The organism is uncultured Aquabacterium sp. (assembly GCF_947366995.1).
GTDB lineage: Bacteria > Pseudomonadota > Gammaproteobacteria > Burkholderiales > Burkholderiaceae_C > Aquabacterium.
Genome location: NZ_CANBCC010000081.1, coordinates 1 through 16,330, shown reverse-complemented (window position 1 = coordinate 16,330; position 16,330 = coordinate 1). Strand labels below are relative to the sequence as shown.

At 66.5% G+C, this 16,330-nt stretch carries 13 protein-coding genes; 11 read left to right on the top strand and 2 right to left on the bottom strand.

Annotated elements, in window-relative coordinates:
• The 8 genes from Q0Z44_RS16340 to Q0Z44_RS16305 form a co-directional block, all read left to right on the top strand.
• Positions 1-4,463 (top strand): glutamate synthase-related protein (locus Q0Z44_RS16340; protein WP_298014711.1); only part of this gene is annotated, 4,463 nt, incomplete at its 5' end.
• Between the two features lie 21 nt (positions 4,464-4,484).
• Positions 4,485-5,948, top strand: a complete 1,464-nt coding sequence (locus Q0Z44_RS16335) for a glutamate synthase subunit beta (RefSeq protein ID WP_298014709.1) — start codon at positions 4,485-4,487, stop codon at positions 5,946-5,948.
• 213 nt (positions 5,949-6,161) lie between these two features.
• The gene (locus Q0Z44_RS16330; RefSeq protein WP_298014708.1) at positions 6,162-7,010 is read left to right on the top strand and encodes an ABC transporter ATP-binding protein; all 849 of its coding nucleotides are present in this window, start codon (positions 6,162-6,164) and stop codon (positions 7,008-7,010) included.
• Positions 7,010-7,792, top strand: a complete 783-nt coding sequence (gene mlaE / locus Q0Z44_RS16325) for a lipid asymmetry maintenance ABC transporter permease subunit MlaE (RefSeq protein WP_298014714.1) — start codon at positions 7,010-7,012, stop codon at positions 7,790-7,792. The genes Q0Z44_RS16330 and mlaE overlap by 1 nt, the downstream gene beginning before the upstream one ends.
• A 27-nt stretch (positions 7,793-7,819) precedes the next feature.
• A complete protein-coding gene (mlaD, locus tag Q0Z44_RS16320; protein ID WP_298014707.1) occupies positions 7,820-8,299 on the top strand; it encodes an outer membrane lipid asymmetry maintenance protein MlaD in 480 nt (159 codons plus the stop codon).
• Complete coding sequence (locus Q0Z44_RS16315; protein ID WP_298014706.1) at positions 8,299-9,159, top strand: VacJ family lipoprotein; 861 nt, start codon at positions 8,299-8,301, stop codon at positions 9,157-9,159. The genes mlaD and Q0Z44_RS16315 overlap by 1 nt, the downstream gene beginning before the upstream one ends.
• A gap of 86 nt (positions 9,160-9,245) precedes the next feature.
• Complete coding sequence (locus tag Q0Z44_RS16310) at positions 9,246-9,938, top strand: phospholipid-binding protein MlaC (protein WP_298014705.1); 693 nt, start codon at positions 9,246-9,248, stop codon at positions 9,936-9,938.
• Between the two features lie 8 nt (positions 9,939-9,946).
• Complete coding sequence (locus tag Q0Z44_RS16305) at positions 9,947-10,234, top strand: STAS domain-containing protein (RefSeq protein ID WP_109038198.1); 288 nt, start codon at positions 9,947-9,949, stop codon at positions 10,232-10,234.
• 17 nt (positions 10,235-10,251) lie between these two features.
• On the opposite strand, the gene zwf is transcribed toward Q0Z44_RS16305, so the two are convergent.
• The gene (gene zwf, locus Q0Z44_RS16300) at positions 10,252-11,715 is read right to left on the bottom strand and encodes a glucose-6-phosphate dehydrogenase (RefSeq protein WP_298014704.1); all 1,464 of its coding nucleotides are present in this window, start codon (positions 11,713-11,715) and stop codon (positions 10,252-10,254) included.
• Between the two features lie 141 nt (positions 11,716-11,856).
• Here zwf and tal point away from each other — a divergent pair, with 141 nt between their 5' ends.
• Genes tal through Q0Z44_RS16285 form a run of 3 tightly spaced genes read left to right on the top strand, consistent with a single transcriptional unit; the run spans position 11,857 to position 15,146 of the window.
• On the top strand, positions 11,857-12,807 hold the full coding sequence (tal, locus tag Q0Z44_RS16295; RefSeq protein ID WP_298014703.1) for a transaldolase: 951 nt from the start codon (positions 11,857-11,859) through the stop codon (positions 12,805-12,807).
• A gap of 35 nt (positions 12,808-12,842) precedes the next feature.
• Positions 12,843-14,468 (top strand): glucose-6-phosphate isomerase, encoded by a 1,626-nt coding sequence (pgi, locus tag Q0Z44_RS16290; protein ID WP_298014702.1) that lies wholly within the window; start codon positions 12,843-12,845, stop codon positions 14,466-14,468.
• Positions 14,469-14,480: 12 nt separating this feature from the next.
• Positions 14,481-15,146, top strand: a complete 666-nt coding sequence (locus Q0Z44_RS16285) for an HAD family phosphatase (RefSeq protein WP_298014701.1) — start codon at positions 14,481-14,483, stop codon at positions 15,144-15,146.
• Positions 15,147-15,203: 57 nt separating this feature from the next.
• Here Q0Z44_RS16285 and rpoH read toward each other — a convergent pair whose 3' ends face one another.
• Positions 15,204-16,130 carry an RNA polymerase sigma factor RpoH gene (rpoH, locus tag Q0Z44_RS16280; RefSeq protein WP_298014700.1) on the bottom strand — a complete coding sequence of 309 codons (927 nt, stop codon included), beginning with the start codon at positions 16,128-16,130 and terminating at the stop codon, positions 15,204-15,206.
• Positions 16,131-16,330: the final 200 nt, after the last annotated feature.

Sequence of the window (16,330 nt, the reverse complement as noted above, 5' to 3'; positions counted from 1 at the left end):
CCGAGATGGCCAAGCAGGGTGTCGAGCTGCCCCCGCCGGGCGAGTACGGCGTCGGCATGATCTTCCTGCCCAAGGAAAGCGCCTCGCGCCAGGCCTGTGAGCAGGAGCTCGAGCGTGCGATCAAGGCCGAAGGCCAGGTGCTGCTGGGCTGGCGTGACGTGCCGGTCGACCGCGACATGCCCATGTCGCCCACTGTGCGCGAAAAAGAGCCGGTCATCCGCCAGGTCTTCATCGGCCGTGGCCCGGACATCCTCGTGCCCGACGCGCTGGAGCGCAAGCTGTACGTCATCCGCAAGACGGCGTCGGCCAAGATCCAGAGCCTGAACCTGACGCACGGCAGCGAGTACTACGTGCCCAGCATGTCGTGCCGCACCATCATCTACAAGGGCCTGCTGCTCGCCGACCAGGTTGGCAAGTACTACATCGACCTGCGCGACGAGCGCGTGGTGTCGGCCCTGGCCCTGGTGCACCAGCGCTTCTCGACCAACACCTTCCCCGAGTGGCCGCTGGCTCACCCGTACCGCATGGTGGCCCACAACGGTGAAATCAACACCGTCAAGGGCAACTTCAACTGGATGCGCGCCCGCGAAGGCGTGATGAAGTCGCCCGTGCTGGGCGACGACCTGAAGAAGCTGTACCCGATCAGCCTCGACGGCCAGTCCGACACCGCCACGTTCGACAACGCGCTCGAACTGCTGGTGATGGCCGGCTACCCGCTGGCGCAGGCCGCGATGATGATGATCCCGGAAGCCTGGGAACAGCACGCGACCATGGACGAGCGCCGCCGCGCCTTCTACGAGTACCACGCCGCCATGATGGAGCCGTGGGACGGCCCCGCCGCCATGGTGTTCACCGACGGCCGCCAGATCGGCGCCACGCTGGACCGCAACGGCCTGCGCCCGGCCCGCTACCTGATCACCGACGACGACCTGGTCGTGCTGGCCTCGGAATCGGGCGTGCTGCCCATCCCCGAGAACAAGATCGTCAAGAAGTGGCGTCTGCAGCCGGGCAAGATGTTCCTGATCGACTTCGAACAGGGCCGCATCATCGAGGACGAAGAGCTCAAGGCCCAGTACGCCTCGGCCAAGCCCTATCGCCAGTGGATCGAGAACGTCCGCATCAAGCTCGACACCATTGACGCCCAGGGCGCCGCCGGTGAGTTCGGCGAATCGCTGCTCGACCGCCAGCAGGCCTTCGGCTTCACGCAGGAGGACGTCAAGTTCCTGATGGCCCCGATGGCCACCAACGGCGAAGAAGCCACCGGCTCCATGGGCAACGACTCGCCCCTGGCCGTGCTGTCGGACAAGAACAAGCCGCTGTACAACTACTTCAAGCAGCTGTTCGCCCAGGTGACGAACCCCCCGATCGACCCGATCCGCGAAGCCGTGGTGATGTCGCTCGTGTCGTTCATCGGCCCGAAGCCCAACCTGCTCGACATCAACGCGGTGAACCCGCCGATGCGCCTCGAAGTGTCCCAGCCCGTGCTGGACTTCGACGACATGGCCCGCCTGCGCAACATCGAGAAGCACACCGGCGGCAAGTTCAAGCCGTACGAGGTCGACATCACCTACCCGGCGGCCTGGGGCCACGAAGGTGTCGAAGCCCGTCTGGCCTCGCTGTGCGCCGAAGCCGTGGAAGCCATCCAGAGCGGCCACAACATCCTGATCATCACCGATCGCAAGATGGATCGTGCCAACATCGCCATCCCGGCGCTGCTGGCCCTGTCGGCCATCCACCATCACCTCGTCCGCAAGGGCCTGCGCACCTCGACCGGTCTGGTCGTGGAAACCGGCACCGCCCGCGAAGTGCACCACTTCGCCGTGCTGGCAGGTTATGGCGCCGAAGCCGTGCACCCCTACCTGGCCATGGAAACCCTGGCCAACATGGCCAAGGACCTGCCGGGCGAGCTGTCGGCCGACAAGGCCATCTACAACTACATCAAGGCCATCGGCAAGGGTCTCTCGAAGATCATGTCGAAGATGGGCATCAGCACGTACATGTCGTACTGCGGCGCCCAGATCTTCGAAGCCATCGGCCTGAACAAGGAACTGGTCGACAAGTACTTCCGTGGCACCCCCACGCAGGTCGGCGGCATTGGCGTGTTCGAAGTGGCTGAAGAAGCCATCCGCAACCACAAGGCGGCCTTCGGCACCGACCCCGTGCTGACCAGCATGCTGGAAACGGGTGGTGAGTACGCCTGGCGTGCCCGTGGCGAAGAGCACATGTGGACGCCGGACGCGATTGCCAAGCTGCAGCACTCGACGCGCTCGGGCAAGTTCGACACCTACAAGGAATACGCCCAGATCATCAACGACCAGAGCAAGCGCCACCTGACCCTGCGCGGCCTGTTCGAGTTCAAGATCGATCCGGCCAAGGCGATTCCCGTCGAGGAAGTCGAACCCGCATCCGAAATCGTCAAGCGCTTCGCCACCGGCGCCATGTCGCTGGGCTCGATCTCCACCGAAGCCCACTCGACCCTGGCCCTGGCCATGAACCGCATCGGCGGCAAGTCGAACACCGGTGAAGGCGGCGAAGACGAGGCCCGTTATCGCAACGAGCTCAAGGGCATCAAGATCGTCAAGGGCACCAAGGTGTCCGACGTGGTCGGTGCCTCGCGCATCGAAGCCGACTACGAGATGCAGGATGGCGACAGCCTGCGCTCGAAGATCAAACAGGTGGCGTCGGGCCGATTCGGTGTGACCACCGAATACCTGGTGTCGGCCGACCAGATCCAGATCAAGATGGCTCAGGGCGCCAAGCCCGGTGAAGGCGGCCAGCTGCCCGGCGGCAAGGTGTCCGACTACATTGGCAAGCTGCGTCACTCGGTGCCGGGCGTGGGCCTGATCTCGCCCCCGCCGCACCACGACATCTACTCGATCGAAGACCTGGCTCAGCTGATCCACGATCTGAAGAACGTCAACCCCAAGGCCGACATCTCGGTCAAGCTGGTGTCGGAAGTGGGCGTGGGCACGGTGGCCACGGGTGTGGCCAAGGCCAAGGCCGACCACATCGTGATCGCCGGTCACGACGGCGGCACGGGTGCTTCGCCCTGGTCGTCGATCAAGCACTGCGGCACGCCGTGGGAACTGGGCCTCGCTGAAACCCAGCAGACCCTGGTGCTGAACCGCCTGCGCGGCCGTGTGCGTGTGCAGACCGACGGCCAGATCAAGACCGGTCGTGACGTGGTGATCGGCGGCCTGCTGGGTGCCGACGAGTTCGGCTTCGCGACCGCCCCGCTGGTCGTCGAGGGCTGCATCATGATGCGCAAGTGCCACCTGAACACCTGCCCGGTGGGCGTGGCGACACAGGACCCGGTGCTGCGCAAGAAGTTCTCCGGCAAGCCCGAGCACGTCGTGAACTACTTCTTCTTCGTGGCCGAAGAAGCGCGTCAGATCATGGCCCAGCTGGGCATCCGCAAGTTCGACGACCTGATCGGCCGTGCCGACCTGCTCGACACCCGCAAGGGCATCGAGCACTGGAAGGCGCAGGGTCTGGACTTCAGCCGCGTCTTCGCGCTGCCCCCGGTGCCGGCCGATGTGCCGCGTCTGCATGTGTCCACCCAGGACCACGGCCTGGACAAGGCCCTGGACGTGCGCCTCATCGAGAAGGCCAAGCCGGCCATCGAGCGTGGCGAGAAGGTCCAGTTCATGGAGCAGGCCCGCAACGTGAACCGTACCGTTGGCGCCATGCTGTCGGGCGAGCTGATCAAGCACCATCCGGACGGCCTGCCCGACCAGACCGTGTTCATCCAGATGGAAGGCACGGGCGGCCAGTCCTTTGGCGCCTTCCTGGCCAAGGGCATCACGCTGTACCTGATCGGTGAAGCGAACGACTACACCGGCAAGGGCCTGAGCGGCGGCCGCGTGGTGGTGCGTCCGAGCATCGAATTCCGCGGCAACGCCAACGACAACATCATCGTCGGCAACACCGTGCTGTACGGCGCCACCGAAGGCGAAGCCTTCTTCCGTGGCGTGGGCGGCGAGCGTTTCGGCGTGCGTCTGTCGGGTGCCACCGCGGTGGTCGAAGGCACGGGCGACCACGGTTGCGAATACATGACCGGCGGCACCGTCGTCGTGCTGGGCCGGACCGGCCGCAACTTCGCAGCCGGCATGTCGGGTGGCGTGGCCTACGTCTACGACGAGGACGGCCAGTTCGCCAAGCGTGTCAACACCGCCCAGGTGTCGCTCGAGAAGGTGCTGCCTGCCGCGGAGCAGGCCGACGCCGGCATCCCGCTGCACAAGGGTCAGGCCGACGAGGCGCTGCTCAGGAAGCTGGTGGAAGACCATCACCGCTGGACCGGCTCGCTGCGTGCCCGCGAGATCCTCGACAACTGGTCTGCCTCCATGGCGAAGTTCGTCAAGGTCTTCCCGCACGAGTACCGCCGCGCGCTGACCGAGATGGGCGCCAAGCAAGAAGCAACGGCCACGATCACGAAGGCCAAGACCGCCAAGGCCAAGGCCTGATCGCGACGTTAGGAGTTTGAAATGGGAAAAGTCACTGGCTTTCTGGAATTCGAGCGTCTGGAAGAGGGCTATGAGCCCGTCGAGAAGCGCGTCAAGAACTACAAGGAGTTCGTCATTGGCCTGACCAACGAGCAGGCCAAGATCCAGGGCGCGCGATGCATGGACTGCGGCACTCCGTTCTGTAACAACGGCTGCCCGGTCAACAACATCATCCCGGACTTCAATGACCTGGTCTATCACCAGGACTGGAAGAACGCGATCGAGGTTCTGCATTCGACGAACAACTTCCCCGACTTCACCGGTCGGGTGTGCCCGGCGCCTTGCGAGGCCGCCTGCGTGCTCAACATCAACAACGATCCCGTCGGGATCAAGTCGATCGAGCACGCCATCATCGACCGCGCCTGGCAGGAGGGCTGGGTCAAGCCCCAGCCGGCCAAAGTCAAGACCGGCAAGAAGATCGCCATCGTGGGCTCCGGCCCTGCCGGCATGGCCGCTGCCCAGCAGCTGGCCCGCGTCGGCCACGACGTGACGGTCTTCGAGAAGAACGACACCATCGGCGGTCTGCTGCGTTTCGGCATCCCCGACTTCAAGTTCGACAAGTCGCACATCGACCGCCGCGTCAAGCAGATGGAAGCCGAAGGCGTGGTCTTCAAGACCAACACCATCGTCGGCGAACTGCCCAAGGGCTCCAAGGTCACGAACTGGGCCAAGGAAACGGTCAGCCCCGAGCAACTGAAGAAGGACTTCGACGCCGTGCTGCTGGCCGGTGGTTCGGAGCAGTCGCGTGACCTTCCCGTGCCGGGGCGCGATCTGGCCGGCATCCACTTCGCGATGGAGTTCCTGCCCCAGCAGAACCGCGTGAACGCGGGCGGCAAGGTCAAGGACCAGATCATGGCCACGGGCAAGAACGTGATCGTGATCGGCGGCGGCGACACCGGCTCCGACTGCGTGGGCACGTCGAACCGCCACGGCGCCAAGAGCGTGATCCAGTTCGAGCTGATGCCCCAGCCGCCGGAGCAGGAGAACAAGGAGCTGACCTGGCCCTACTGGCCGATCAAGCTGCGCACCTCCTCGAGCCACGAAGAGGGCTGCGAGCGCGAGTTCGCCATCGCCACGAAGGAGTTCATCGGCGAAAACGGCAAGGTCACGGGCGTCAAGACCGTGCGCGTCGAGTTCAAGGACGGCAAGTTCAACGAGGTGCCGGGCTCCGAGCAGACGCTCAAGGCCGACCTGGTGCTGCTGGCCATGGGCTTCGTGAACCCGGTCAACACGATGCTGGAAGGCTTCGGTGTCGAGAAGGACGCACGTGGCAACGCCAAGGCCTCGACCGACGTCGGCGGCTACAAGACGAACGTGTCGGGCGTGTTCGCGGCCGGCGACGTGCGCCGCGGCCAGTCCCTGGTGGTGTGGGCCATCCGTGAAGGCCGCCAGGCCGCCCGTGAAGTCGATGCCTTCCTGATGGGTTCGACCACGCTGCCGCGCTGAGCGAGACGCGCTGGCCCCGGCAGGCGCCAGTGGCAAAAAGGCCGCCCTCCCGGGCGGCCTTTGTGTTTCGTGAAGCTCGGTGCATTCGCCCTGAAGGGGGCTTGCTGCTTCTTTACCTGCAAGCCTCGCTTGGGGATTGGCCCATACCCGGCGGGTACCAAGACCATGCCCTATGATCGGGGATTGGTGTTCATTGCACCGGCAACCATTTTCATGTCAACGCCAGATACCCCCAACCCAGCCTCTGAAAGCGCCGCCTCCGTGCCGGATGCCCTGGTCGAACTCCGGGGTGTGACGTGCGGCTACGGCGACCGCATCATTCTCGAGAACATCGATCTGGTGGTGCCCCGCGGCAAGCTCGTGGCCCTCATGGGCACCTCGGGCGGTGGCAAGACGACCGTGTTGCGGCTGATCGGGCGGCAGCTCGGAGTGATGGCGGGGCAGGTGCTGGTCGACGGTCAGGACATGGCCACCCTGGATGCCGCCGGGTTGATGGCCGCGCGCCGCCGCATGGGCATGCTGTTCCAGTTCGGCGCGCTGTTCACCGACCTGAGCGTGTTCGAGAACGTGGCCTTCCCGCTGCGCGAGCACACGCGCCTGCCCGAGTCCATCATCCGCGATCTGGTGCTGATGAAGCTGAATGCGGTGGGGCTGCGCGGGGCGCGCGACCTCATGCCGAGCGAGATCTCTGGCGGCATGGCGCGGCGGGTGGCCCTGGCGCGCGCCATGGCGCTGGATCCGGCGCTGATGCTGTACGACGAGCCGTTTGCGGGCCTCGATCCCATCTCGATGGGCGTGGCCGCCCGGCTGATCCGCGAACTGAACGACACCATGGGGCTGACCAGCATCCTGGTGTCGCACGATGTCGAGGAGACCTTTCTGATCGCCGACCACGTGGTGCTGCTGGCCAATGGCCGCATCGTCGCGCAGGGCTCGCCGGCCGAGATGCGCGCCAGCGAAGACCCGCTGGTCCGGCAGTTCGTGCACGCGGCGCCGGATGGCCCGGTGCGCTTCCATTACCCCGCACAGGACGCGGGCCATGATTTCGGGGTGCGCGGATGATCCGTTGGTTGCAACCCAGCGTGGTGGGCCAGGCCGTGCGCCTGAAGGTCACCGACATCGGCTACGCCACGCGGCTGTTCTTGAAGTTGCTCGGCACGCTGGCCGCCACGTTCCGGCGCCCGCGCCTGCTGTCCGAGCAGATCTTCTTCCTCGGCAACTACTCGCTGGCCATCATCCTGGTCTCGGGGCTGTTCGTGGGCTTCGTGCTGGGCCTGCAGGGCTACTACATCCTGCAGCGTTACGGCTCCAGCGAGGCCCTGGGCCTGATGGTGGCGCTGTCGCTGGCGCGTGAACTGGGCCCGGTGGTGGCGGCCTTGCTGTTTGCCGGACGCGCCGGCACCGCACTGACGGCCGGCATCGGCCTCATGAAGGCGGGTGAACAGCTGGCTGCCATGGAGATGATGGCTGTTGACCCGATCCAGCGCGTGCTTGCATCGCGATTCTGGGGGGGCGTGATTGCCATGCCGCTGCTGGCTGCCGTATTTTCGGCGGTCGGCATCCTGGGCGGCTGGCTGGTGGGCGTGGTGATGATCGGGGTCGACCCCGGCGCCTTCTGGTCTCAGATGCAGAGCGGCGTCGACGTCTTCCAGGACGTGGGCAACGGCCTGATCAAGAGCGTGGTGTTCGGCGTCACCGTGACCTTTGTGGCCTTGCTGCAAGGCCACGAGTGCAAGCCCACCGCCGAGGGGGTGTCGCTTGCGACGACCCGCACCGTCGTCATGGCCTCGCTGGCCGTGCTCGGACTCGACTTTGTGTTGACAGCCATGATGTTCTCGATCTGACGAAACGCAGGCTGGAAGGACGACAAGATGCAGAAATCAAAACATGATGTGTGGGTGGGTCTGTTCGTGCTGATCGGCGCGGCGGCCATCCTGTTTCTGGCGCTGAAGGCGGGCAACCTGCTGACGCTCAACTTCGACGCGGGCTACACCGTGACGGCCCGCTTCGACAACATCGGCGGGCTCAAGCCCCAGGCGGCAGTCAAGAGTGCGGGCGTGGTGGTCGGGCGCGTCAAGTCGATCTCCTTCGACAGCGAGAACTTCCAGGCCCGGGTCGACATCGCCCTCGACAAGGGCGTGACCTTTCCGAAGGACAGCTCGGCCAAGATCCTGACCGCCGGCCTGTTGGGCGAGCAGTACATCGGCCTGGAGCCGGGCTACGGCGAAACCAACCTGGCGCAGGGCGACACGATCAAGAGCACGCAGTCGGCCATCGTGCTGGAGAACCTCATCAGCCAGTTCCTCTACAGCAAGGCCGCCGAGGGCGACAACAAGGGGGCCGCCAAGTGATGCCCGTTGTGTCGATGCCCGATGTGCGCCGCGTGTCGGGGGCGCTGGTGCTGGGCGGGGCGGTGCTGCTGCAGGGGTGCGCCACGGGCCCGCTCGAGCGGGACCCGATCGAGCCCTGGAACCGCCAGGTCTTTTCTTTCAACGAAGCGGTGGACCGCACGGTGCTGCAGCCGGTGGCCCGCGGGTACAACGCCGTGGTTCCGAGCCCGGTGCGTACCGGCGTGCGCAACTTCATGGGCAACATCGGTGATGCCTGGTCGACGGTCAACCTGTTCCTGCAGGGCCGCTTTGCCGATGGCACGCTCGGCGTGATCCGCGTGTCGGTGAACACGACGTTCGGCCTGCTCGGTGTGCTGGACGTGGCCACACCGATGCAGCTCGAACGTCAGAACGAGGACCTGGGGCAGACCTTCGGTGTGTGGGGCATGCGCCCCGGACCGTATGTGGTCTGGCCCTTCCTTGGATCGTCGACTGCGCGCGATTCGGTGGCGTTGCCGGGTGACCTGTACGCTTCGCCGTCCTCGCTGGGCGAGACGGCCGCGCAAGGGCTGGCCATCACCGGGCTGCGTCTGGTGAGCGTGCGCGCCAACATTCTGGAGGCCACGAACCTGCTCGATGACGTGGCGCTGGACAAGTACAGTTTCGTCCGCGACGCCTACCTGCAGCGGCGCCAGAACCTGATCTACGAAGGCAACCCGCCGGAAAGCAACCTGGACGACGATGAGAGCGACGAGGACGACGACGTGCTGTACGCGCCGTCCGAGCCGGAAGCCCCGGCATCCGAGCCGGCACCTCAGGCGCCTGCAGCGGCCGCTGCGCCGGCTTCCGGCGCATCTGGTGCGTCAGGCGCAACCCGCTGAGCAGGCACGCGTGCTGCTGCGCTTGTCGTCCCGGCAAGCTGCCCGTGCGTTGAATGGCCAGATGGCCCCCTTAGGACATTGACATCATGCTGAAGCAACCCTCATCCCTCCGTACGCTGGCCGCCGCGCTGCTGGCCGCGTCGCTGGCCACGCCGGCGCTGGCCCAGGTCGCCAAGGACGCCAAGGACGCCGTGGCGCCCAACCCGGCCGTGGCCGCCGCTGCGGCGCAGGCTCCCGATGCCTTCGTCAAGGCCATCACCGCCGACGTGTTCGCCACCGTCAAGGGCGACAAGGCGATCCAGTCAGGCGATGTGCGCAAGCTCATCACGGTGGTCGACACCAAGATCCTGCCGCACGTGAACTTCCAGCGCATGACGGCGTCGGCCGTGGGCCGCGCGTGGCGCCAGGCCACGCCCGATCAGCAGAAGCGCCTGCAGGAAGAGTTCAAGACCCTGCTGGTCTACACCTACGCCGGCGCCGTGGCCCAGATCAAGGACCAGACGGTGGAGTTCCGCCCGATGCGCAGCCGCCCGGAAGACACCGAGGTGGTGGTGCGCACGGTGGTCAAGGGTCAGGGTGAGCCGATCCAGATCGACTACCGCCTCGAGAAGGCCGCGAGCGGCTGGAAGATCTACGACGTCAACGTGCTGGGCGCGTGGCTGGTGCAGACCTACCAGAGCAGCTTTGCGCAGGAAGTCAACGCCTCGGGCATCGACGGCCTGATTGCCAAGCTGGTCGAGCGCAACAAGCAACTGGCCAACAAGAAGACGACCGGCTGATGAGCGCGATGTTGCTGTTGCCCGCTGTCATCACACACGCGGAAGTGCCGCATGTGCTGAGCCTGTTCAAGCAGACGCTGGAGCAGGCGGCGGCCGGCAAGCCGGGCGAGGTCGTCATGCTGACGGTGGACGGCTCGGCGCTGCAGCAGTTCGACTCCAGCGCGCTGGCTGTGCTGCTGGAATGCCAGCGCATGGCACGTGCGCGCGGGCGTGCCTTCTCGGTGCAGTCGCTCCCCACCAAGCTCACGGAGCTGGCTGGCCTGTACGGGGTCGACGGGCTGCTGCAGTCGGGCTGAGGCCCGACCTCTGCGTTTCAGGCCTCTTCCGGCCAGGTAAAACCGTCGCGCGCCACCAGGGCGCTGGCGGCAGGCGGGCCCCAGGTGCCCGCGGTGTAGGTCCGCACGCCATGTGGGTCCTGCTTCCAGGCTTCCAGAATCGGCTCCACCCATCGCCACGCCTGCTCCTGCTCGTCGGAGCGCACGAACAGGTTCAGTCGACCCGCCAGCGCATCGAGCAGCATGCGCTCGTAGGCGCCCACGCGGTCGGTCGGGAAGGCCTTGTCGAAGTCGAGGTCGAGCGACACCGGCGACAGCTTCTCGGCGCCGCTCGCATCCGTCGAGCCCACCGAGCCCTTGGCGGCCAGCAGGTGCAGCTCCAGCCCGTCTTCCGGCTGCAGCTTGATCACCAGCCGGTTCGGCCGCGCGGCCCCCGGGAAGATCGAGTGCGGTGTCGAGCGGAAGTTCACGACGATCTCGGCGTGGCGGTTGGCCAGGCGCTTGCCGGTGCGCAGGTAGAAGGGCACGCCCGCCCAGCGCCAGTTCTGCACCTCGCAGCGCAGGGCCACAAAGGTTTCGGTGGCGCTGCCCGCGGGCACCTTGTCTTCTTCCAGATAGCCCTTGACGGGCTGTCCCTCGACCGTGCCCGCGCGGTACTGGCCCCGCACCACGTCGCGCGCCACCGAGACGGCGTCGAAGGGCTTCAGCGAGCGCAGCACCTTGAGCTTTTCGTCGCGGATGGCGTCGGCGTCGGCGCTGGACGGCGGCTCCATCGCCACCATGGTCAGCAGCTGCAGCGCGTGGTTCTGGATCATGTCGCGCAGCGCGCCGGTGCGGTCGTAGAAGTCGCCGCGGGTGCCCACGCCCAGGCTCTCGGCCAGCGTGATCTGGATGTTGGCGATGCTCTCGCGGCGCCACAGCGGCTCGAAGAGCACGTTGCCGAAGCGCAGGGCCATGAGGTTCTGCACCGAGGGCTTGCCCAGATAGTGGTCGATGCGGAAGGCCTGGCGTTCGCTGAACACCGAGCGCACCACGCGGTTGATTTCCTGTGCGCTGGCCAAGTCGTGGCCCAGCGGCTTTTCCAGCACCACGCGCACGCGGTCGTGGTTGAGGCCGGCGGCGCCCAGCTGGGTGCAGATGACCGGGAACAGGTGCGGGCTGGTGGCCAGGTAGATGACGGCCGTGTCGGCGTTGCGCTCATCGAGCCAGCGTTTCAGTCGCTGGTAGTCGTCGGGTTTGGACAGGTCCATCGGCCGGTAGTGCACCAGCTGAGAGAACTGCTCGAACTCCTCGTCGGTCGGGCGCTTGGCGGTGTCGGCGGCCTGCAGGCGGTCCTTCAGCCAGTCGCGGTAACCCGCGTCGTCGCGCTGGTCACGGGCCACCGCCAGAATGCGCCCGTCGGCCGGCAGCTTGCCGTGCCGCCAGGCCTGGAAGAGGGCGGGCATCAGCTTGCGCCAGGTGAGGTCACCGGTGCCACCGAAGAAGACGAGGTCAAAGGACATGGCTGCGGCCTGTGCGATAGTGGTGGAGGGTTTACACCGGGGGTGTCATGCTCCCGGTGTTAATCTAACGATAATACTTCTGACGGGAGCCCGCTGTGCAATCGGCGTGGTGGCCTGTCAGTCTGCAGCCACTGTACGCACATGCCCAGCCAACTCGACCAGCTCAAGCAATACACCACCGTTGTGGCCGACACCGGCGACTTCAAGCAGCTTGCTCAGTTCACGCCCCAGGATGCCACGACCAATCCGTCGCTCATCCTCAAGGCCGTGCAGAAGCCCGACTATGCCCCGCTGCTGGCGGACACGGTGAAAGCCCACAAGGGCGAGGCGCTCGACGTCATCGTCGACAACGTGCTGGTGCGCTTCGGGCTCGAGATCCTGAAGGTGGTGCCGGGCCGCGTGTCGACCGAGGTCGATGCCCGCCTGAGCTTCGACACCGAGGCCACCGTGGCGCGCGCGCGCCGCATCATGGGGTTGTACGAGGCCGCAGGCATCGCGCGCAGCCGTGTGCTGATCAAGATCGCCTCGACGTGGGAGGGCATCCAGGCCGCCCGCGTGCTGGAGCAGGAAGGCATCCGCTGCAACCTGACGCTGCTGTTCGCGTTCTGCCAGGCGCAGGCCTGTGGCGATGCCAAGGTGCAACTGATCAGCCCGTTCGTCGGCCGGATCTACGACTGGTACAAGAAGCAGGCCGGTGCCGGCTGGGACGAGGCTGCGAACGCCGGCGTGAATGATCCGGGCGTGAAATCGGTGGCGCGCATCTACGCGTACTACAAGGACCACGGCATTGCGACCGAGGTGATGGGCGCCAGCTTCCGCAATGCCGGCCAGATCACCGCGCTGGCGGGCTGCGACCTGCTGACCATCAGCCCCGACCTGCTGGCCCAGCTTCAGGCCAGCGAGGCTCCGATCGAGCGCCAGCTGACGCCGCCCGCACAGGCTGGCACGCGGGAAGCCGCGCTGAGTGAAGCCGCCTTCCGCTACGCCCTCAACGACGATGCCATGGCCACCGAGAAGCTGGCAGAAGGCATCCGCGCCTTTGCGGTCGATGCCGGCAAGCTTGACGCCATGATCGAGGCCCTGCAGGCCTGAACCCCTTTCTTCCTCACCCCTCGGAGTCCTCTTCGATGTCTCATCCACGCTGTGACCAGACCGTGGCATGGCAGGCGCTGGCCGGCCACCACCAGGCGCACGGGCGCGAGATCGACCTGCGTGCGCTGTTTGCAGACGACCCCGATCGCGTACGCCGCCTCACGCTGCCGGCCCCCGGCCTGGTGGCCGACCTGTCGCGCTGTCACTGGGATGTGGCCACGCGCGAGCACCTGCTGGGTCTGGCGCGCGAATGCGGCATCGAGGCGAGGCGTGATGCCATGCTCGCCGGCGAGCCGATCAATGCGACCGAGGGCCGCGCCGTGCTGCACACAGCCTTGCGCGCACCGAAGGGGCAGGGCCCGCACGGCGAGCTGGTGCACGGGGTGCTCGACCGCATGCTGGCCTATGTGGATGGCGTGCGGGCCGAAGGCCGCTTCACCGACATCGTCAACATCGGCATTGGGGGATCGGACCTGGGGCCGCAGATGGTGGTGCCCGCGCTCGAGGCCTTTGTCGACGCACGCGTGCGCTTCCACTTCGTCAGCAACGTCGACGGTCAGGACCTGGCCTCGGTGCTGCCGAAGGTGAAACCGGCCACGACGCTGTTCATCATCGCCTCCAAGACCTTCACCACGCAGGAGACCATGGCCAACGCCCAGGCGGCACGGCAGTGGTTCGTGGATGCGGGCGGCACGGACATCGCCACGCACTTCGTCGCCACGACGACCAATGTCGAGGCTGCGGCGCAGTTCGGCGTGACGACCACCTTCGGGTTCTGGGACTGGGTGGGCGGGCGTTATTCGCTGTGGTCGGCCATCGGCCTGCCGATCGCCCTGGCGCTGGGCAGCGAACACTTCCGCGCGCTGCTGTCGGGCGCACACGCCATGGACCAGCATTTCGCCACGGCGCAGCTGGCGGCCAACGTGCCGATCCAGCTGGGCCTGCTCGACGTCTGGTACCGCAACTTCATGGGCTACACCAGCCGGTGCATCTCGCCGTACCACAACGGGCTGCGCCGCCTGCCGGCCTACCTTCAGCAGCTGGTGATGGAGAGCAACGGCAAGTGCGTGGATGCCGACGGGCAGACGCTGCCTTATGCCACCAGCGAGGTGGTGTGGGGCGAGCCGGGCACCAACGGGCAGCACGCCTTCTACCAGATGCTGCACCAGGGCACGGACGTGATCCCGGTGGAGTTCATTCTGGTCAAGCGCCCGAGCTTCCGTCAGCCCGAGGCCATGTCGCCGGCGCTGCGTGATCTGTTCGCCGAGCAGCACCGCATGCTGCTGGCCAATGGCCTGGCGCAGGCCCAGGCGCTGATGTGGGGCAAGACCACGGCCGAGGCCGTGGGTGAGCAGGCACCCACGGCGTCGAAGGACCTGGCGCCCGAGGTGATCGCGCGCCACCGTACCTTCCCGGGCAATCGCCCCAGCCTGACGCTGTTGCTCGATGAGGTGACCCCGTACACGCTGGGCGCGCTGATCGCGCTGCACGAGCACCGCACCTTCGTGAGCGGCGCGCTGTGGGGCATCAACTCGTTCGACCAGTGGGGCGTGGAGCTGGGCAAGGCGATGTGCAAGGAACTGCTGCCCCGCCTGAGCAGTGGCGACGTGAGTGGCCTGGACGCCGCGACGGCCTCGCTGATCCAGCAACTGCGCGCCTGAGGCCGACGACCGATGACCCTGATGCAAGACGGCGCCGCAGCGCCCCTGCCACCGCCTGACGCGGTGGTGTTCGATTTTGGTGGCGTGCTGTTCAACTGGCAGCCGGTGGTGCTGCTGCAGCAGGTGATGCCCGATCGGGCCCGCAACGCTGAAGAAGCGCTGGCCCTGGCGCACACCGTGTTCCAGTCCTTCATGCCCGACGGCGACTGGGCCGCCTTTGACCGGGGCACGGCCGAGTGGGACGAGGTGCGGGGGCGGATTGCCCGGCGCACGGACCTGCCCGAGGCCGATCTGGACCGGCTGATGGCGGCCATTCCGCCGCATCTCGCGCCGCTGGCCGACACGGTCGCCTGGCTGGAGCGCCTGGCGGCCGCCGGCACGCGGCTGCACTTCCTGTCGAACATGCCCGCGCCGTACGCGGCCTTTCTGGAGCGCGAGCACGCCTTTCTGAAGCACTTCCGCTCGGGCGTGTTCTCATGCGACGTCAAGCAGATCAAGCCCAACGCGGACATCTTTCACACGGCCATCGAGACGTTCGGCGTTGAGCCAAGCCGCACCGTTTTCATCGACGACAACGTGCACAACATCCGCACGGCCCTGGAGCTGGGCTGGCGTGCGGTGCGCTTCGAACACGCGGCACAGGCGGAAGCCGATTTGAAGGCCCGCGGCTGGCTCTGAAAGCAAACGGCGCCCAGGTTGCCCTGAGGCGCCGTTCGTCTGTGCGCTGCAGTCGGGTCAGGCCTCGACGACCTCGGCCAGGGCCTTGCGCATCTTCTTCATGGCGGCCACTTCGATCTGGCGGATGCGCTCGGCGCTGACGCCGTAGTCGGCGGCCAGTTCGTGCAGCGTCATACCGCCCGAGCCGTCGTCGTTGACCTTCAGCCAGCGCTCTTCGACGATGCGGCGGCTGCGGTCGTCGAGCGTCGACAGCGCGTGGGTGATGCCGTCGGAGGCCAGCCAGTCGCGGCGGGCGGCTTCGATGACGCGGGTGGGCTCGTGCACCTCGTCGGCCAGGTAGGCCATGGGGGCCAAGGGGGCATCGCCGTCGTCGTCGGTGGGCGATTCAAGTGCCACGTCGCCGCCGGCCATGCGGGTCTCCATCTCGATCACGTCCTCCGGGCGCACGTCGAGTTCGGCGGCCACGCGCTGGATGTCGGCCTCGGACAGGGCGGCGCGGCCCACGTGGGCGTCGTCCGCCTCACCCTTGAACTGGTGCTTGAGCGAGCGCAGGTTGAAGAACAGCTTGCGCTGCGCCTTGGTGGTGGCCACCTTGACCAGACGCCAGTTCTTCAGGATGTATTCGTGGATCTCGGCCTTGATCCAGTGCATGGCGTAGCTCACCAGGCGCACGCCCTGATCGGGATCGAAGCGCTTGACGGCCTTCATCAGGCCCACGTTGCCTTCCTGGATGAGGTCACCCTGAGGCAGGCCGTAGCCCAGATACTGGCGCGAGATGGAGACCACCAGACGCAGGTGCGAGAGCACCAGACGCGAGGCGGCCTGCAGGTCTTGCTGATCTCGCAGGCGCCGGGCCAACGCCTGCTCTTCCTCGGCCTCCAGCATGGGGATGCTCTGGACCGAGCGGATGTACGCGTCCAGATTGCCCAGCGAGGGCACCACACTCCAGGGGTCACGGGGGGCAAGGGCGGTGGTCATGGTCATCGATGGTTCCTTTCGGCTCCTTCTGAGATCGATATTAGCACTCCCGGTAAGAGAGTGCTAAGCGCGGAAAGTTCCCCTTCGGTTGACGGTTTTTCTCAGCCGCCGGCAAGCGGCGCGCCCGGCGGGCAGGGGCTCAACCCACCCCCAGAAAGCGCCGGATTCGCCGGGCTACTTTCCCGATCTGCGCTTCTTCCAGGGGC